Origin of the sequence: Nonomuraea thailandensis, assembly GCF_024172165.1 — a bacterium.
Taxonomy (GTDB): Bacteria; Actinomycetota; Actinomycetes; order Streptosporangiales; family Streptosporangiaceae; genus Nonomuraea; species Nonomuraea thailandensis.
In genome coordinates, this window is record NZ_JAMZEB010000002.1 from 9,718,450 (window position 1) to 9,735,530 (window position 17,081).

At 70.3% G+C, this 17,081-nt stretch carries 17 protein-coding genes; 10 read left to right on the plus strand and 7 right to left on the minus strand.

Annotation, left to right across the window (positions count from 1 at the left end; translation table 11 throughout):
• The first annotated feature begins 44 nt into the window (after window positions 1–44).
• Entirely contained in the window at window positions 45–452 is a 408-nt protein-coding gene (locus HD597_RS48750; RefSeq protein ID WP_253753857.1) for a Fur family transcriptional regulator, read from the plus strand.
• A 19-nt stretch (window positions 453–471) separates the two neighbouring features.
• Window positions 472–1,911 carry a catalase gene (locus HD597_RS48755; protein ID WP_253753859.1) on the plus strand — a complete coding sequence of 480 codons (1,440 nt, stop codon included), beginning with the start codon at window positions 472–474 and terminating at the stop codon, window positions 1,909–1,911.
• Window positions 1,912–2,048: 137 nt separating this feature from the next.
• Here HD597_RS48755 and HD597_RS48760 read toward each other — a convergent pair whose 3' ends face one another.
• Both HD597_RS48760 and HD597_RS48765 read right to left on the minus strand, forming a co-directional pair.
• A complete protein-coding gene (locus tag HD597_RS48760) occupies window positions 2,049–2,273 on the minus strand; it encodes a DUF397 domain-containing protein (RefSeq protein WP_253753861.1) in 225 nt (74 codons plus the stop codon).
• 46 nt (window positions 2,274–2,319) lie between these two features.
• The gene (locus HD597_RS48765; protein ID WP_253753863.1) at window positions 2,320–3,183 is read right to left on the minus strand and encodes a helix-turn-helix domain-containing protein; all 864 of its coding nucleotides are present in this window, start codon (window positions 3,181–3,183) and stop codon (window positions 2,320–2,322) included.
• Between the two features lie 649 nt (window positions 3,184–3,832).
• Here HD597_RS48765 and HD597_RS48770 point away from each other — a divergent pair.
• The 6 genes from HD597_RS48770 to HD597_RS48795 all read left to right on the plus strand — a co-directional run bounded on the left by HD597_RS48770 (window position 3,833) and on the right by HD597_RS48795 (window position 9,399).
• The gene (locus HD597_RS48770; protein WP_253753865.1) at window positions 3,833–4,048 is read left to right on the plus strand and encodes a hypothetical protein; all 216 of its coding nucleotides are present in this window, start codon (window positions 3,833–3,835) and stop codon (window positions 4,046–4,048) included.
• Between the two features lies 1 nt (window position 4,049).
• Complete coding sequence (locus tag HD597_RS48775) at window positions 4,050–4,688, plus strand: hypothetical protein (protein ID WP_253753867.1); 639 nt, start codon at window positions 4,050–4,052, stop codon at window positions 4,686–4,688.
• Window positions 4,689–4,809: 121 nt separating this feature from the next.
• Entirely contained in the window at window positions 4,810–6,990 is a 2,181-nt protein-coding gene (locus tag HD597_RS48780; protein WP_253753869.1) for a molybdopterin-dependent oxidoreductase, read from the plus strand.
• 1 nt (window position 6,991) lies between these two features.
• Window positions 6,992–7,603, plus strand: coding sequence for an HD domain-containing protein (locus tag HD597_RS48785; RefSeq protein WP_253753871.1), 612 nt, complete (start codon window positions 6,992–6,994; stop codon window positions 7,601–7,603).
• Between the two features lie 120 nt (window positions 7,604–7,723).
• Window positions 7,724–8,545 carry a Rieske (2Fe-2S) protein gene (locus HD597_RS48790; protein WP_253753873.1) on the plus strand — a complete coding sequence of 274 codons (822 nt, stop codon included), beginning with the start codon at window positions 7,724–7,726 and terminating at the stop codon, window positions 8,543–8,545.
• Between the two features lie 29 nt (window positions 8,546–8,574).
• On the plus strand, window positions 8,575–9,399 hold the full coding sequence (locus tag HD597_RS48795) for an SDR family oxidoreductase (protein WP_253753875.1): 825 nt from the start codon (window positions 8,575–8,577) through the stop codon (window positions 9,397–9,399).
• 18 nt (window positions 9,400–9,417) lie between these two features.
• Here HD597_RS48795 and HD597_RS48800 read toward each other — a convergent pair whose 3' ends face one another.
• From HD597_RS48800 to HD597_RS48815, 4 genes are all read right to left on the minus strand, one after another.
• Window positions 9,418–9,654: a DUF8836 family protein gene (locus tag HD597_RS48800; RefSeq protein WP_253753877.1), complete on the minus strand. Its 237-nt coding sequence runs from the start codon at window positions 9,652–9,654 to the stop codon at window positions 9,418–9,420.
• A gap of 23 nt (window positions 9,655–9,677) precedes the next feature.
• Complete coding sequence (locus tag HD597_RS48805) at window positions 9,678–10,433, minus strand: sulfite exporter TauE/SafE family protein (RefSeq protein ID WP_253753879.1); 756 nt, start codon at window positions 10,431–10,433, stop codon at window positions 9,678–9,680.
• A gap of 56 nt (window positions 10,434–10,489) precedes the next feature.
• Window positions 10,490–11,413: an SPFH domain-containing protein gene (locus tag HD597_RS48810; RefSeq protein ID WP_253753881.1), complete on the minus strand. Its 924-nt coding sequence runs from the start codon at window positions 11,411–11,413 to the stop codon at window positions 10,490–10,492.
• Between the two features lie 86 nt (window positions 11,414–11,499).
• A complete protein-coding gene (locus HD597_RS48815) occupies window positions 11,500–12,288 on the minus strand; it encodes an ABC transporter ATP-binding protein (RefSeq protein ID WP_253753883.1) in 789 nt (262 codons plus the stop codon).
• A gap of 68 nt (window positions 12,289–12,356) precedes the next feature.
• Between HD597_RS48815 and HD597_RS48820 the strand changes: the two genes are divergently transcribed.
• Window positions 12,357–13,073, plus strand: a complete 717-nt coding sequence (locus HD597_RS48820; RefSeq protein ID WP_253753885.1) for an Rv1486c family protein — start codon at window positions 12,357–12,359, stop codon at window positions 13,071–13,073.
• On the opposite strand, the gene HD597_RS48825 is transcribed toward HD597_RS48820, so the two are convergent.
• On the minus strand, window positions 13,060–16,254 hold the full coding sequence (locus HD597_RS48825) for a protein kinase domain-containing protein (protein WP_253753887.1): 3,195 nt from the start codon (window positions 16,252–16,254) through the stop codon (window positions 13,060–13,062). The two genes, HD597_RS48820 and HD597_RS48825, sit on opposite strands and share 14 nt — an antisense overlap.
• A gap of 170 nt (window positions 16,255–16,424) precedes the next feature.
• Between HD597_RS48825 and HD597_RS48830 the strand changes: the two genes are divergently transcribed.
• Window positions 16,425–17,075: a hypothetical protein gene (locus tag HD597_RS48830; RefSeq protein ID WP_253753889.1), complete on the plus strand. Its 651-nt coding sequence runs from the start codon at window positions 16,425–16,427 to the stop codon at window positions 17,073–17,075.
• The last annotated feature ends 6 nt before the right edge of the window (window positions 17,076–17,081 follow it).

Here is a 17,081-nt window from a genome sequence, read left to right on the forward strand (position 1 = left end):
TCCTTTACTTGAATGATTCAGGTTTAGCGCATAGGTTGTCAGGCATGGGGGACGACGACCTGATCCGTCAGGCCGGGCTGCGGGTGACCGCCGCCCGGCTGGCGATCATGCAGACCGTTCGCGCCGGCGACCACCTGGACGTGGACGACGTCCATCGGGGCGCGCGTGATCGCGTGGGGCAGGTCTCCCTCCAGGCCGTCTACGACTCGCTGCACGCGCTGCACGGGGCCGGTCTCGTTCGCAGGATCGAGCCCATGGGCAGCCCCGCGCGCTACGAGGCCAGGGTGGGCGACAACCACCACCACCTCGTGTGCCGGGTGTGCGGCACCGTGACCGACGTCGACTGCGCGGTGGGGCGGCCACCCTGCCTCGACCCCGTCGACACGGCCGGGTTCGTCGTGGACGAAGCCGACGTCACGTACTGGGGCGTCTGCCCGAGCTGCCAAGAATGATCATCCGGAGGATCGCGCCATGACTTTCACGACCGACGACGCGGGGATCCCCGCCCCCAGCGACGACCACTCGCTGTCCGTCGGCCCGAACGGCCCCCTGCTGCTCCAGGACCACTACCTGATCCAGAAGATGGCCCACTTCAACAGGGAGCGCGTCCCCGAGCGGGTCGTGCACGCCAAGGGCGGCGGCGCCCACGGCTTCCTCCAGATCACCGAGGACGTCAGCCAGTTCACCAAGGCCAAACTCTTCCAGAAGGGCGCCGAGACCCCGCTCTTCCTGCGCTTCTCGACCGTCGCCGGGGAGAACGGCAGCGCCGACACCGCCCGTGACCCGCGTGGCTTCGCGCTGAAGTTCTACACCGAGGACGGCAACTACGACATCGTCGGCAACAACACGCCGATCTTCTTCATCCGCGACCCGCAGAAGTTCTCCGACTTCATCCACAGCCAGAAGCGGCGCGCCGACAACCACCTGCACGACCACAACATGCAGTGGGACTTCTGGACCCTGCACCCGGAGTCGGCGCACCAGGTCACCTTCCTGATGACCGACCGCGGCACCCCCGCCTCCTGGCGGCACATGCACGGCTTCGGCTCCCACACCTTCCTGTGGTACAACGCCGCCGGCGAGAAGTTCTGGGTCAAGTACCACTTCAAGACCGACCAGGGCATCCAGAACTTCACCGCCGCCGAGGCCCAGGCCCTCACCGCCACCGACCCCGACTACCACACCCGCGACCTGTTCGAGGCGATCCGCCGCGGCGACCACCCGTCGTGGACGGTGAACGTGCAGATCATGCCGTTCGAGGCGGCGGCCGACTACCGGTTCAACCCGTTCGACCTGACCAAGGTGTGGCCGCACAGCGACTACCCCGAGATCACCATCGGCCGGTTCGTGTTGAACCGCAACCCCGGCAACTACTTCGCCGAGGTCGAGCAGTCCGGCTTCGAGCCGGCCAACCTGGTGCCCGGCATCGCCGCCTCACCGGACAAGATGCTGCAGGGCCGGCTGTTCTCCTACCCCGACGCCCACCGCTACCGCATCGGCCCCAACTACCTGCAGTTGCCGATCAACCAGCCCCGCGTCCCGGTGCATTCGTACAACTTCGACGGCCCGATGACCTACCGCAACCCCCAGGACCCGGTCTACGCCCCCAACACGGTGGGCGGCCCCGCCGCCGACCCGTCCCGCCACGCCGGCGAGCACTACCACGTCACCGGCGAGCTCATCCGCTCCGCCTACACCCTGCACGCCGAGGACGACGACCACAGCCAGCCCCGCGCCCTGTGGGAGAACGTCCTGTCCGACACCGACCGCACCCACCTGGTCTCCAACATCGTCGGCCACGCCTCGGCCCCCGAGGTCACCCCCGAGATGAAGCAGCGCGTCGTGCAGTACTGGAACAACGTGCACAAGGACCTCGGCCACGGCGTCGCCCAAGGCCTGGGCCTGGCCTAGCAGTCACGCACGGGGTTGCCTCACCCATGTGAACGTCCATGCCCGCAGAAAGGTCGGGTCACCATGACAGGGCGCGTCAACAGCCTCTGTCGAAACGGCTCTGGGAAGTTGCTGCAGCAACCGCCCAGAGCCGTTTGTCATGAGCTGGCGGCGAGGGTGGCCAGGTCGAACTGGTGATCTTGGACGCCCGCCACAAAGGCAGCCCACTCCGACGGCGTGAATACCAGGACCGGCCCGTCCTGCTGCTTGCTGTCACGCAGCGCGACGTTGCCATCCGCCAGAGGTGCGACCTCGACGCATGCCGTTGCGCCGTTGCAGTAGCTGGCCCTACGCCAGGCCGCCTTCGTGATGTCGTTGTGCATGTTCTTCCCTAGGCTCCGTTGCCTGTGTATTGAGGTGACGGCGTCGTCAACGCCGCCAGAGCATGGCCTTGCGCTGGATGAGCACCCGAGACTCGTCCTCGTCCAGAGCCTCCGACCGCATGTGGTCGAAGGCTGTTTCGTAACCGGCCACCCGCTCGAGGTCCTCGACGAAGTGAGCAGAATAGAGCTGCTCCAGGTAGACCACATCGTCGAATTCCGCGAACTTGAGATGAATGAACGCACCGGTGTTGACCGGGTGAAGCGAGTCCAATGGTAGGACCTGAACGCTGACGTGTGACAGTAGGGACACCTCCAACAGATGTTCCATCTGCTCACGCATGACCGAGGGCTCCCCAAAACGGCGCATAAGTGCCGCTTCGTCCAGAATGACGCTCATTCGGCAGGGATCAGCCCTGTGCAGGACCCGCTGTTGCCGGTCGAGACGGGCCTCGACCCTGCTGCGGACACCGCTGTGCGTGATGCGTGCGATGCCCCGCGTGGCGAGGATGACCTCCCGGGCGTAGTCCTCGGTCTGCAGGAGACCCGGCACAGCCTGGGGTTCCCAGTTGCGCTGGTGGATGGCCTCCGCCTCCAGGCCGAGGAATCTTGTGTACTCCTCGGGGAGGGTGTCCTCGTAATCTTCCCACCAGCCGCGCTGCTCCGCATCACGCAACAGGCCGACGAGCTCGTCAAGTTTGTCGCCATCCACGCGGTACAACTTCGCCATGGACTTGATGTCCTCGGCCGATGGCATGGTCTTGGCGGCCTCGATGCGGCTCACCTTGCTCGCCGACCAGCCGAGCTCTCTGGCGGCCTTGGCCCCGGTGAACTTCCGCCGCTCACGGAGGAGGCGTAGCTCCTGCCCCAGCCGGAGCCGCCGTACTGTTGGACTGCCCTGCTGCGATGGCACCGTCCACCCTCCTTCTCAGGAATGAAGGTGTAGCCGGATGGGACCGTTTGGAGCCCGGCTTTTTGGGCCGTTCGCCCAATCTTACACTGCAAGTTGCATGTGTTGTGCCGCACAGCCTTGCCAGAAGGCTTTCATGGGTAGAGCGTAGGAGCAAGAACAAGCTTCACGAACAGGCTGGAGACGGGAGAGATCTTCCGCCTTCTACCGGGCCGGTAACGCTTGTCGTGCAAGTTGCACCGCAAGACGCGAAGAAAAGTAAATCTTCCCTTGCTGGAAGTCTTGCAGCATCGTCAGCCGCAGGGGACGATCAGAACCAGGAGGGTTCTCGAGTCGTAGAGGAGGCCGGCATGACGACACGGCCCAGCGCACGAGCCCTTCCGCCCCACGTCGCGCGCCCGTACGAGGGCCGCATCTCCGGCAACGTCGCCGCCCCGGAAACGCACATTCGCCACAGGGAGGCCACTTGCCGGAAGGATTCCTTCATCGCCTGAACAACGCTGCGCGACTTCGCTCATTCGAGCACGAAAAAAGCCGGGCCGAGGCTGATCACCGAGCACCGCATATGGGCTGCCACCCTGCGGCGAAACTCGGTCACCAGCCGTCGGACCGGCAAAGAAGCCACCTCTAAATGCCGCGAAAGGGGTCTTCTATGTACTCACAAGGTACCAAGGGGGTCAGCCGAATCAAGTCCTGGATCCAGGATCTCATCGCCTCCGCCGACTACGAGATCTGCGTGGAGCCCGACGAATTCGCCTACCGGGTGGGCTGGACCGTCACCAGGACGGGCTTCGGCTCCCGCAGCTACCGCGACCCACGTTTCGACCAGCTCCGCCAGCCCAGCAAGGTGATCGAGGAGGTGTCCTGACATGCCGAGGAACCCGCGCAACCAGAGGTACCCGGCCAGCGAGGACCTTCCGGCCGCGCGCGGCGGCTCGCCGCCGGCCAGGCTCTGGCGGGCGCGCACCGAGCTGCTGCTGCTCGGCGGGCTCGCGCTGCTCGCCACGGCCCTGTTGAGCGCCGCGCACCAGGGCCGGTGGGCGCCCTTCGTCCTGGTGGCCGGCGCCGTCTCGGTGCCCGCCGCCACCAGGTTCGGCCGCAACTGGATCGCGGCCCACTTCTGGTGCGTGGTCTCCAGGCACCGCCTGCAGCGGACGTGCCTGGAGACCACCCTGCACACCAGGGCGGGCCGCATCCCGCTGGTGCTCTGGATCACGCCGACGACCACGGGCGAGAAGGCACTGATCCTGGTACGGGCCGGCATCAGCGCCGAGGCGTTCGAGGCGTACAGCGAGGAGATCGCTGCGGCGTGCTGGGCCCGCAGCGTGAACGTCTACCGGCACCGCACCCGCGCCCAGCTGCTCATCGTGGAGATCGTCAGGCGGGACGAGGCCCCCGGGGCGACCTCTCCCGGGCTGGACCGCCTGTACGGCCGCCGAGCGTGGATCCCGCTGAGATCCGAGCTCGAGGAGCCGCCTGATCTGGCGACACTGCCGCTGGCGGCGTGAGGACCTAGGGAACGGGGCCGTCCCTAGGGGTGCAAGCCCCGGAGACCGCGGGGGCTCCGGGGCTTCCCCATGCGCCCCGTCCGAGCGAAGATGAGTTCATCTGGCGAACTCAGGAGTCGTGATGACGTCGACCGTCCACCGGACCTGTCCCCTGTGCGAGGCCGTCTGCGGCCTGACACTCACCCTCGACGACGGCGGGCACGTGACCGGTGTCCGAGGCGACAAGGACGATCCGTTCAGCAAGGGGTTCATCTGCCCGAAGGGCGCGAGCCTCGGCCGGCTCGACGAGGACCCCGACCGGCTGCGCAAGCCGCTGATCAGGGAGGGCGAGCTCTGGCGCGAGGCCGGCTGGGACGAGGCGTTCGCCGCCGTGAAGGCCGGGCTGGACCGCGTCGCGGACCGCCGCTCCATCGCCGTCTACCTGGGCAACCCCAACGCCCACACCATGGCGGGCGCCCTGTACGCCGCCCCGCTGATCAAGGCGCTCGGCACCCGCAACGTCTTCTCCGCCAGCACCGCCGACCAGATGCCCAAGCACGTGGCCAGCGGGCTCATGTTCGGCCATCCGCTGGCCATCCCGGTGCCCGACCTGGACAGGACCGACTACCTGCTGATGCTGGGCGCCAACCCGCTGGAGTCCAACGGCTCCCTGTGCACCGCGCCCGACTTCCCCGGCAGGCTCAAGGCCCTGCGGGGGCGCGGCGGCCGGCTCGTCGTGGTCGATCCGCGCCGCACGCGCACCGCCGCGCTGGGCGACGAGCACGTCTTCATCCGCCCTGGCACGGACGCGTACCTGCTGTTCGGCATCGTCCACACGCTGTTCGCCGAGGACCTGGCCAGGCCGCGGCACGAGGTCAACGGGCTGGCCGAGGTGCGCGAGGCGGCCAAGCACTTCCCGCCCGAGGCCGTGGCCCGGCGCACCGGGGTGCCCGCCGAGACGATCACGCGGCTGGCCAGGGAGCTGGCCGGGGCGCCCACGGCCGCCGTCTACGCCAGGATCGGCACGTGCACGGCCGAGTTCGGCACGCTGGCCCAGTGGCTGGTGGACGTGCTGAACGTGCTCACCGGCAACCTCGACAGGCCCGGTGGCGCGATGTTCCCCAAGCCCGCGACCGAGTTCGCGGGGCGCCGCAGGCCGTACGCGGTGGGGCGGTGGAGGAGCCGGGTCAGGGGCCTGCCCGAGACGAACGGCGAGCTGCCCGTGGCCACGCTGGCCGACGAGATCGAGACGCCGGGCGAGGGGCAGGTCAGGTTCCTGCTGACGGTCGCGGGCAACCCCGTGCTGTCGGCGCCGCACGGCGACCGGCTGGACACGGCCTTCCAGGGGCTCGACTTCATGGTGAGCGTGGACCCGTACCTGAACGAGACCACCAGGCACGCGAACGTCATCCTGCCGCCGCCGCGGGTCCTGCAGTCGGGGCACTACGACTTCGCGCTGCTCGGGTTCGCGGTGCGCAACTACGCGCGTTACTCGCCGCCGCTGCTGCCGCTGGACGAGCGGCCCTCGGAGGCCCAGATCCTCGCCAGGCTGGCCATGATCGCCTCGGGCCTGGAGGGCGACCTCGACGCGTTCGTCATCGACGAGATGTTGCGCAAGGCCGCGCAGACGCCAGGCTCGGGGATCGAGGGGCGGGACGTGGCGGAGCTGCGCGACCTGCTGGAGGGCGAGACCGGCAGCGAGCGGCGGCTCGACCTCATGCTCAGGCTCGGCCCGTACGGCGAGTGGGCCGGCAAGGGCGACCTGTCGCTGCGCAAGCTGCTCGACAACCCGCACGGCCTCGACCTGGGCGCGCTGGAGCCCCGGCTGGGCGAGGTGCTCAAGACGGCCTCGGGGCTGGTCGAGCTGGCGCCGCCGCAGCTCATGGAGGACGTGGAGCGGCTGCGCGGCAGGCTGGAGGAGGAGCCGCCGGAGATCGTCCTCATCGGGCGGCGGCACCTGCGCTCCAACAACAGCTGGATGCACAACGTGGGCCCGCTGGTCGGCGGCAGCAACACCTGCACGCTGCAGATCCACCCCGAGGACGCGGCCAGGCTGGGCCTGGACGGCGAGGCCGTGGTGCGCTCGGCGAAGGGCCAGGTCACCGTGGCCGTCGAGCCGACCGACACGATCATGCCGGGCGTCGTCAGCCTGCCTCACGGATGGGGGCACGCGGGCAGCGCCCAGAACGTGGCGGCCGAGCACGCCGGCGTCAACGTCAACACGCTCACCGATGAGACGACCATAGACGTTCCAAGTGGTAACGCAGTGTTCAACGGAGTTCCGGTCACGATTTCACCAACCGGGGTGATCATCGCACATTAGGGTGTCGCGCGTGACTATCGCGCCAGAAGAGGACCGCCTGAACGCCCAGATCGCCTTCGCCATCGAGATCGACAAGTTGAAGCGGATCATCCGCCGCAACCATCTCATCGACGGCTCGCGGCGGGAGAACTCCGCCGAGCACTCCTGGTACGTGGGCACGCTGGCGATGGTCCTCGGAGAGCACGCCCCACCCGGAACGGACCTCCAACGGGTGGTGGCCATGTTGTTGGTGCACGACCTGGTGGAGATCGACGCCGGTGACACGTTCATCTACGACACGGTGGCGGTCGAGGCCCAGGCCGAGGCCGAGCGGGCCGCCGCCGACCGGATCTTCGGCCTGCTGCCGGACGAGCAGGGGGTGTGGCTGCGGGAGCTGTGGGAGGAGTTCGAGGCCAGGAAGACGCCGGAGGCGAGGTTCGCCAAGGCGCTCGACCGTTTCGCCCCGATCCTGGCCAACCACCACACCGAGGGCGGCACGTGGCCGCTGTTCAAGGTGACGGCCGCGGAGGTCAGGGAGAAGGTCCGGATCATCGAGGAGGGCTCGGCCTCGCTCGGCGCGTACGCCCTGGAGCTGGTCGAACTGTCCGTCGCCAGGGGACACCTGTCCGAGTGATCCCCACATGCCCGGGGTAGGGGACTTGTCGTGAAAGAGACAGTACGCGCGAGACGTCGGCAGTTTCGGGGTTTCGCCGGGCCGGTCGCCATTGCCGATCGGCTCGAGAAGTCGAAGGCCATGGACAAGCCGATCAGGGGGCTGGCCAAGTTCGTGCGGCAGCGGCTGCGTCAGGGCCGCCTGCGCGACCTGCTGCACGGCGTCCCCATCGGAGAGCCGGTGCACCCACCGCTGGCCACGGTCAGCCTGGGCTGCTGGCTCTCCACGGCCGTGCTGGACCTGGCGCGCGCCGATCCGCGGGCCTCGCGGCTGCTGCTCGCCACGGGCCTGGTCAACGCCCTGCCCACGGCGGCGGCGGGGCTGACCGACTGGTCCTCGCTCCACCGCGAGCAGCAGCGCGTGGGTTTCGTGCACATGGCGGCGAACATGACCGCGCTCGGCCTGATGACCGCCTCGCTGATGGCCCGCGTGCGCGGGCGCGAGCGGCCCGGCCGGATGCTCTCCTTCGCGGGGCTGGCCGTGGGCGGGCTAGGCGCGTACCTGGGCGGGCACCTGGCCTACCGGCAGGCAGCGGGGGCCAACCACGCGCCGCAGGTGACCCACCTGGTGCCGCTGGGCTGGCACGACCTGTGCCCGCTCAAGGACCTGCCTGAAGGCCGTCCGGTGGCCAGGAGGCTGGGCTACATCCAGCTCTTCGTGCTGCGCCAGGGCGACGGCGTGACCGTGCTGGCCGACCGTTGCCCGCACCTGGCGGGGCCCCTGCACCAGGGCAGGCTCGTCATGGAGGACGGGGAGGCGTGCGTGGTGTGCCCGTGGCACAGCAGCACGTTCCGGCTGACCGACGGGTCGGTCAAGCACGGGCCCGCGACCGCGCCGGCGCCCGTGTTCGAGACGCGGATCAGGCGTGACGGCACCATCCAGGTACGGCCGGGGTTGACCTGAAGTTTGGTTGAGGTCCTACGGTCACAGGCATGGGCAAGATTCTTGTGACCGGCGCGACCGGCAATGTCGGCAGGCATGTGGTGGCTCAGCTCGCCGCGGCGGGCATCGACGTACGAGCGTTCGCCAGGCGACCCGAGCGGGTGCAGGCGGGCGTGGAGGCCGTTCAGGGCGACCTGACCGCCCCCGAGACGCTCGAACCCGCGTTGAAGGACGTGGAGAGCGTGTTCCTGCTCTGGCCGGGCATGTCCACGGGCAACGCGGCGGAGACCGTCTCGGCGATCGCCCGGCACGCGCGGCGGGTGGTCTACCTGTCGGCGTACGTGCCGGGCGGCGACGGCACCGCCGGGCACTACGGGGAGATCGAGGAGCTCATCCGGCGGTCGGGGCTCGGCTGGACCTTCCTGCAGCCCGGCGGTTTCGCGACGAACACGCTGGGGTGGGCGGACCAGGTGCGGCAGGGCGTGGTGCGCTGGCCGTACGGGGAGGCGTCGCGCGCGCTGATCCACGAGAAGGACATCGCGGCGGTGGCCGTGCACGTGCTGACCTCGGCGGGGCACAACGGGGGCGCGTACGCCATCACCGGGCCCGACGAGCTGACCCAGGCCGAGCAGGTGCGCGTGATCGGCGAGGTGGTCGGGCGCGCGGTGCGCTGGGAGGACCTGCCGGCGGACGAGGCCAGGGAGTGGCTGCTCGCGGCCTGGGGGGACGAGGCGTTCGTGGACAGCGCGCTGAAGACCTGGGAGAGCTTCGTGGACAGGCCCGAGCGGGCCACGGACACGGTGCGGCGGCTGCTCGGGCGGCCCGCGCTGGGCTTTCGGCAGTGGGCCGAGGACCACGCGGAGGACTTCCGCTGACCCGGCCCCCGATCGAGGTCAGGCCCCCTCGGCCGCGGCGCCGTCGGCGGGGTGCTCGACGAGGGCGAGGATGCGGCTGGACATGAAGCGGGCCGTACGCACCGGGGTGCCGGTGCGGGTGACCTCGCTCACCTCCACCAGCCCTCGCCGGGTGGCCACCTCGACGCGCCGGCCGGCGCGGGTGGCCCTGATCTCGTAGGTGCGCGGCGACGACTCTCCGGCGTCGATGACGATCTCCACCCGGTCACCTTTCATACCAGGTTCCTACCCATAGACGATTATCCGTACACCAGTACGACAATCGCCACAATTCCCACGCAGACGATGACCGCACGCAGGACCGGAGCGGGGATGCGCCGCCCCAGCCGGGCGCCCAGGAAGCCGCCCACGATGGCGCCCAGCGCCACCCCCGCGGCGGCCTGCCAGTCCACGTCGGCGGCCACGACGAAGAAGGCCGCGGCCACCGCGTTGACGATCAGGGCCAGCACGTTCTTGGCGGCGTTCACCCGCTGCAGGCCGTCGTCGAGGAAGATGCCGAGCAGCCCGATCAGCAGCACCCCCTGGGCGGCCCCGAAGTACCCGCCGTAGACGCCCGCGCCCAGCACGCCCAGCCACAGGGCCAGGCCGCCGTGCGGGTGCGCCTGCTCGCGCCGCGCGGCCACCCACGCGTTGAGCCTCGGCTGCGTCACAACCAGCACGCAGGCCAGCGCGATCAGGGCCACCACCACGATCTCGAACACGTCCGGATCGAGGAACAGCAGCAGGATCCCGCCGATCAGCGCGCCGAGCGCCGACGCCGCGCCCAGCCGCAGCAGGCGGTCGCGCTGGCCCTGGAGCTCGGTGCGGTACCCGTAGGCGGCGCTGAAGGAGCCCGGCACCAGGCCGACGGTGTTGGAGACGTTCGCGGTGACGGGGTCCACGCCCAGCGCCACCAGCGTGGGAAACGTGATCAGCGACCCCGACCCGACCACCGCGTTGATGGCCCCTGCCACCACACCGGCAGCGCACACCGCCGCCAGCTCCCAGCCCGTCACGAAACCCTCCCGATGCCGCCGCGAAATGCCCGGTCGAGGCCGCGGCGGCGGGTTTCCTACCGGCTGTCCTGTCCCTTGGGGGGTGTGAACAGGCCGCCCAGGTTCTCCAAGACTTTGCCCATTTCAGAGGGGACGATCCAAATCTTATTGGCGTCGCCTTTGGCGATCTCGGGCAGGGTCTGGAGGTACTGGTAGGCGAGCAGGTGCTGGTCCGGGTTGCCCTCGTGGATGGCCTTGAAGACCATGCCGATCGCGTCCGCCTGCCCCTTGGCCCGCATGGCCTGCGCCTCGGCCTCCGCCTGCGCGCGCAGCACGGCGGCCTCCGCCTCGCCGCGCGCCCGCAGCACCGACGCCTGCTTCTCGCCCTCGGCGGCCAGGATCGCCGCCTGGCGCTGCCCCTCGGCGGCCAGCACGGCGGCGCGCTTGTCGCGGTCGGCGCGCATCTGCTTCTCCATCGAGTCCTGGATGGAGGCGGGCGGGTCGATGGCCTTGAGCTCGACGCGGTTGACCCGGATGCCCCACTTGCCGGTCGCCTCGTCCAGCACGCCGCGCAGCGCGGTGTTGATGTCCTCGCGCGAGGTCAGCGTGCGTTCCAGGTCCATGCCGCCGACCACGTTGCGCAGCGTGGTGACCGTGAGCTGCTCGACGCCGATCAGGAAGTTCGCGATCTCGTACGTGGCCGCCTTCGGGTTCGTCACCTGGAAGTAGATGACGGTGTCGATGGAGACCACGAGGTTGTCGGAGGTGATCACCGGCTGCGGCGGGAACGAGACCACCTGCTCCCGCAGGTCGATCATGTCCTTGATGCGGTCGATGAAGGGCACCACCAGGTTCAGCCCGGGCGTGAGCGTGCGGTGGTAGCGCCCCAGGCGCTCGACGATGGCGGCCGTGGCCTGCGGGATGATCCGGATCGTGCGGGCCACCCCGAAGCCCACCGCCGCGACCACGACCAGGACGACGATGAGCTGCTCGACGGACATGGCGACGCTCCGGAGTCGAGGGAACCGACTACGTAGATCCTATTTGGTTTCGGGGATCGGCGTCTTTTATCACCATAAAAGGTGATCTAGTGAGCGCGCGCGTACCAGCGGCCCTCCGCGCTCCGGTCCAGCGTCAGCGGCACCCCGAACGTCTGCGAGAGGTTGTCGGCGGTCATGACGTGCTCCAGCGGCCCCTGGGCCACCACCGAGCCGTGCCGCAGCAGCAGCGCGTGCGTGAACCCGGCCGGCACCTCCTCCACGTGGTGCGTCACCAGCACCAGCGTCGGCGCGCGGTAGTCGCCCGCCAGCACCGACAGGCGGCGTACCAGATCCTCCCTGCCGCCCAGGTCGAGCCCGGCCGCCGGCTCGTCGAGCAGGAGCATCTCGGGGTCGGGCATCAGCGCGCGGGCGATCTGCACGCGCTTGCGCTCGCCCTCCGACAGGGTGCCGAAGCGCCGCCTGATGAGATGGGCGGCGCCCATCATGTCGATCAGCTCGACGGCCCTCGTCACGTCGTTGGAGTCGTACTCCTCCGTCCAGCGGCCCATGATCCCGTACGAGGCGGTCAGGACGAGGTCGATGACCTTCTCCTCCGGCGGGATGCGCTCGGCCAGCGCGGCGCTCGCCAGCCCGATCCTGGGTCGCAGGTCGAACACGTCCGCCTGCCCCAGCCGCTCCCCCAGCACCTCGACGACACCCTCGCTCGGGTACAACAACGTGCCCGCGACCTGCAGCAACGTCGTCTTGCCCGCGCCGTTGGGACCGATGACGGCCCACCGCTCGTCGCCGTTGACCGTCCAGTCGATGCCGCGCAGCAGGGCCGCTCCGTCGCGCCTGACGGCGACGTCCTGGAGCCGCAGCACCTGACCACCCATCCCCGATACCTCCTTAGGAGTCACCCTCGGGACAAACCTATTGCAGGGCGAGCGCTTATCGTGGATCGGTGCGCCCTGAATCGCCTGTCTGTCCGTCCCTGGTCGCCTGGGGCAACGCGTGGCTGTCCGGCCACGTGGGGCTCGACGAGGCGGCTGACCACGTGGAAGCCGTCGGCGGGCCCGCCGTCGCGGGCGACGTGCGCCTGCGTAAATACCTCGCAAACCTGCGCGCCGAAGGCCTGAGCGAGCTGCGGCTGGCCCTGCCCGCGCCCGGAGACCCGCTCGGGCTGTCCGGGCCGCCGCCGTTCAACTCGGCCGCCGTGGACGCCGGCCAGGCGGCCATAGCCGTGCTCGCCGGCCGCAACCTCGGTTTCGTGCCCCACCTCGACCGGCGCGGGTCCTCCTATGTCGGTGTACGGCTGGAGGTGCACGATGCCGGGCCCGTCCGCCATGACCTGCCGTCGCTGGCCGAGGCCGAGCGGGAGCTGTCCGGCGCGATGCGCTCCGCCACCGAGGCCCTGACGTCGGTCGACGGCCCCGCGCAGGATCGTCCGGAGGGGCCGGCGCGCGGCGGCGAGCTCGCGCCCGGCTACCCGGGGCGGGCCCACCGGGTCTCCGCCCTGGCCACGCGGCTGGCGGCGGTGCTGCGCCTGGCCGACGAGCGGGGGCTCACCTCGATGCAGGTCGCCGCGCGCGGGACCGCCCTGCGCGAGCTCGACCGTGCGGTACGCCGCGCGCTCGTGGCGGCGCACCACGCGATCTTCGAGCCCGTCAGGAACCAATAGCGTCGTCCTCGGACTTCCAGAGCCTGACCAGCTTGTCCTTGCCGGCCGAGACGACGGCCACGCCCTCGTCCAGGGGGACGATGCCGACGGCGTACACGCCGCTCCTGTGGGCCTTGACCGGCTTGCCGAGCGGCTTGCGGGTCGCCGGGTCCCAGAGGCGGATGGTGCCGTCGGTGCCGCCCGACAGCAGCACGGGCCGGTCGCTCATGGTGCCGAAGGACAGCGAGTAGACGATCTTCTTGTGGCCGGACATGGTGCCGATCGTCTTGCCGTTCTTCGGATCCCAGAGCCTGATTTTTCCGTCTTTACCGCCCGATGCCACGACCGTCTTGTCGTTCACCTTCGCCAGCGCGACCGCGTACACGCCCTTCGTGTGGCCCTTGTACGTCTTGCCGTACTGCTTGCGCGAGGACATGTCCCACAGGCGCAGCGTCTCGTCCTCGCTGGCCGAGACCGCCACCGCGCGGTCGCCGACGTGGGTGGCGCTGAGCCAGTTCACCGGCTTGCGATGGGCTCTGATCATCTTGCCCGTCGCCTTGCGCTTGCTCAGGTCCCAGAACTTCAGGTAGCCGTTGGCGTCGCCGGTCACCGCCACGTACCTGCCCTTGACCTTCGTCAGCGCGACGGCGTAGACGGCGTCGCCGTGCCAGCCGAGGACCTTGCCCGTGCGGGTCTTCAGGTTCCACAGGCGGACGCTGCCGTCGTAGCCGCCGGAGACGGCCATCGGGGTCTTGCCCATCATCACGCAGGCGACCGCGTACACCTCCTCGCTGTGGCCCTTCATCGTGGCCAGCGACCTGTGCCCGGCCAGGTCCCACAGGCGCACCCGGCCGTCCTGGCCGCCCGTGACCAGCCACGTCCTGTCGCCGGTGCGGACGGCTGAGAGGGTCTGCACGCCCTTCGTGTGACCCTTGAGCGATTTGCCGTCCTGTTTGCCCAGGACCGGGACCGTCGCCTGCTCCACCTCGGCGGGCGTGGTGGTCGGGGTGGGGGTGGGGGTGGGGGTCACGGGCGTCGGCGTCACCGCGGTGGGCGTCGGGGTCGGCGGCGGCGACGTCGGCGGGGTGACGGACGTGGTGACCTGCGCCACCGTCCCGGTGTTGCCGGTGCCGAACATCCTCGGGCCGAAGTACAGGATGCCGCCCGCCAGGGTCAGCGCGGCCACCAGCGTCCCGGACACCAGCGCCGCCCGCCTGCGCCTCGCCCTGACCTCGTCGGGCTTCTCCTCGGCCGGGGCATGCCTGAAGAACGCGTCGTTCCCGTCCCCGGCCTTCCCTGCGGCCCTCTCGGCGGGCCTGTCACCGCGCCTGTCATTGGGCCTGTCATTGGGCCCGTCACCGGGCCTGTCACCGCGCTGGTCATGCGGCGACGCCTGGAACGCCGCCTCCCGCTCGGCGCCCCGGCCACCCAGTGGCGTCCCCTGCCCCGGCGCCTGCCCGGCCGACGGCGCCCGCGACGGCTCCCGCTCACCTGAGGGCGCACGCCCTGCCGCCCGCCCGCCTTGTGGCACGCTTCCCGCCGCCCACTCACCCTGCGGCGCGCTCCCAGCCGCCCGCCCGCCCTGCGGCGCCGCACCGGGCGGCGGCGCCTGCCCGAACGCGCCCACCTGGCCGACCTGCGGCGCTCGGCCGTACGGCCCGGCACCCGGCGAGCCGGCCCCCGGCGCTGCGTCCGGCCCAGCCGGAACGTTCTGCGGCGCCTGTCCTGCGGGAGGGCCCTGCGCGGGACGAGCCGGGCCTCCCTCGGGCGGCCCCGCAGGCGAACCCTGGAGCGGCGCGGACGGCTGAGGCGCACGTCCGGCGGGCGGACCCTGCGGCGGCGCGGGCGGGTACCCGGCGGGCGGACCCTGAGGTGGCGCAGGCGCGTACTCGGCAGGTGGCGCGGGCGGATAGCCGGCGGGCGCGCCCTGAGGTGGTGCGGGTGGGTATGCGGCGGGCGCGCCCGAGGGCGGCGGGTAGCCGTCGCCCGATGGGCTGACCCACCCCGTGGGGCTGACCCAGCTCGAAGGGGCAGCCCCCGACGAGGGCGGCCGGCTGTCCGGCGCGGCCCAGCCGGAGCCCGCCGCCGCACTACCGGCACCGGCCTCCGCGCTACCGGAGCCCGCCCCCGCACTCCCGGCACCAGCCACGCCACCCGCGGCGTCCGCCCCCGGGCCGGCGTCCCATCGCGACCCCGCCGCACCGGAAGGCGGAACAGGCGCACTCCCCGCGGGCGAGGCCGGGCCGAGGCCGGCGGAAGGGCCGGTGGAAGGGGCGGCGGAAGGGGCGGCGCCGTCCGGGGTGCCCCAGAGCGGGACAGGGGGCCGGCTCTGCTCGGCGGCCACCTGGGACCCCGTCGTCAGGGCGACCTCGTCGTCCACCCCCGCGTCCTTCCCCTGGTTCTCCAGGAGCGAGAACAGCACCTCGGCCGCCGCCGGCCGGTCCTCGGCCCGCTTGCGCAGGCAGGCCCGCACGACGGGCCGCAGGTCGTCCGGCAGCACCGACAGGTCCGGCTCCTCGTGCATCACCCGGTAGATGACGGCGGGCAGGCTGTCCTGGCCGAACGTGGGCCGCCCCGTGGCCGCGTACATCATCGTCAGCGCCCAGCTGAACATGTCGCTGGCCGGCCCCACCCGCTCGGCCGAGATCTGCTCGGGCGACATGTACGCCGGAGTCCCCACGACCCCGCTGCTGATCGTCATCGCCGAGTCGAGCGCCCGCGCGATGCCGAAGTCGATCACCCGCGGCCCGTCGGTCCCGAGCAGCACGTTGCTCGGCTTGAAGTCCCTGTGGACGATGCCCGCGCGGTGGATGGCGGCCAGCGCGGTGACCGTGCCGACGGCCAGGCGGTAGAGGGCGCCTCCCGCCCTGGGCCCCTCCCGCTGCACCACCACCTGCAGCGACACCCCGTCGACCAGCTCGCTGACGATGTACGGGTGCTCCCCGTCCATGTTCGCCCCGAGCACCTGCGCCGTGCAGAACTGGGCGACCCGGCGCGCCGCGGCCACCTCGCGCAGGAACCGCTCGGAATCGAGGCCCGGTTTGTCCAGCCGGGTGTTCAGCAGCTTGATCGCCACGAGCCGCCCGTCCGGTGACTCGGCCTTGTAGACGATTCCCTGCGCACCCTTGCCCAGACGCCCGAGCAACCGGTATTCGCCCAGCGTGACCGGATCACTGGACTGTAAGGGGTGCGTTTCCGGCACCTGGTCCTCCCCCTTGTGCTTGACCCCCGCTCACAAGCGTGATGAGCCCACGTAAAACCCCGCAAGCCATCCCAGGTCACGAAAGATCATCGCTCTTTGCGAAAAATTTGCCCTACGCAATAATCCTGGAGATGATCGGGGATTTCCAGCACCGTACGGGGAGCCGTCACATGCGTAGAAACCTCAGCCTGTTCTTAGCCGGCGGACTGGCCGCCGCGTCCCTGACCATGCCGGGACAGGCCGCCGCCGCGACCACGACGACGGTCACCCGTGCCGCGGGCATCACCGTCGCGCCGTACTCGAACTTCAAGATCACCGCCAAGTGGACCAAGACCACCAAGCGCGGCGGAAAGATCATGTACAACCTCCGGGCCACGAACCTCGGCCCGCACTACGCCGACTACTACTACATCGGCGGCCAGCTGCCCAAGGGCGTCAAGCCCACCCTGCGCTGGGGCGGCCCCAAGGGCACCAAGTGCGAGTGGGAGGGCCAGTGGTTCTGGTGCTGGGGCCCGCTCGCCCTTGAGAAGGGCAAGACCGACTGGCTGAACTTCCAGCTCACGCTCAAGAGCAGCACCAAGGGCACGGCCACCGCCCGCATCGGCGTCATCTCCTTCGACGTCGACCAGGGCATGGAGAACATGAGCGAGGCGGAGCTCAAGCGCCTTGGCATCAAGCACCACTACGACCTCAAGACGGTCAAGACGAAGATCGTCACCCCGCCGCGCAACCCGGGCAGGAGCTGGACGCCGCCGCCTCCGGTCAAGGACTACAACCCGCCCGCCAGCCACGAGGAATCGAACAAGAAGAAGGACACGTAAGCGCCT

What these genes read in the sequence shown, in the direction of transcription:
- HD597_RS48810 (WP_253753881.1), bottom strand. Translation starts at nt 11,413, where the DNA reads ATGTCCGTCGAGCAGCTCATCGTCGTCCTGGTCGTGGTCGCGGCGGTG.
- HD597_RS48775 (WP_253753867.1), top strand. Translation starts at nt 4,050, where the DNA reads ATGCCGAGGAACCCGCGCAACCAGAGGTACCCGGCCAGCGAGGACCTT.
- HD597_RS48830 (WP_253753889.1), top strand. Translation starts at nt 16,425, where the DNA reads ATGCGTAGAAACCTCAGCCTGTTCTTAGCCGGCGGACTGGCCGCCGCG.
- HD597_RS48780 (WP_253753869.1), top strand. Translation starts at nt 4,810, where the DNA reads ATGACGTCGACCGTCCACCGGACCTGTCCCCTGTGCGAGGCCGTCTGC.
- HD597_RS48760 (WP_253753861.1), bottom strand. Translation starts at nt 2,273, where the DNA reads ATGCACAACGACATCACGAAGGCGGCCTGGCGTAGGGCCAGCTACTGC.
- HD597_RS48750 (WP_253753857.1), top strand. Translation starts at nt 45, where the DNA reads ATGGGGGACGACGACCTGATCCGTCAGGCCGGGCTGCGGGTGACCGCC.
- HD597_RS48790 (WP_253753873.1), top strand. Translation starts at nt 7,724, where the DNA reads ATGGACAAGCCGATCAGGGGGCTGGCCAAGTTCGTGCGGCAGCGGCTG.
- HD597_RS48755 (WP_253753859.1), top strand. Translation starts at nt 472, where the DNA reads ATGACTTTCACGACCGACGACGCGGGGATCCCCGCCCCCAGCGACGAC.
- HD597_RS48815 (WP_253753883.1), bottom strand. Translation starts at nt 12,288, where the DNA reads ATGGGTGGTCAGGTGCTGCGGCTCCAGGACGTCGCCGTCAGGCGCGAC.
- HD597_RS48795 (WP_253753875.1), top strand. Translation starts at nt 8,575, where the DNA reads ATGGGCAAGATTCTTGTGACCGGCGCGACCGGCAATGTCGGCAGGCAT.
- HD597_RS48800 (WP_253753877.1), bottom strand. Translation starts at nt 9,654, where the DNA reads ATGAAAGGTGACCGGGTGGAGATCGTCATCGACGCCGGAGAGTCGTCG.
- HD597_RS48770 (WP_253753865.1), top strand. Translation starts at nt 3,833, where the DNA reads ATGTACTCACAAGGTACCAAGGGGGTCAGCCGAATCAAGTCCTGGATC.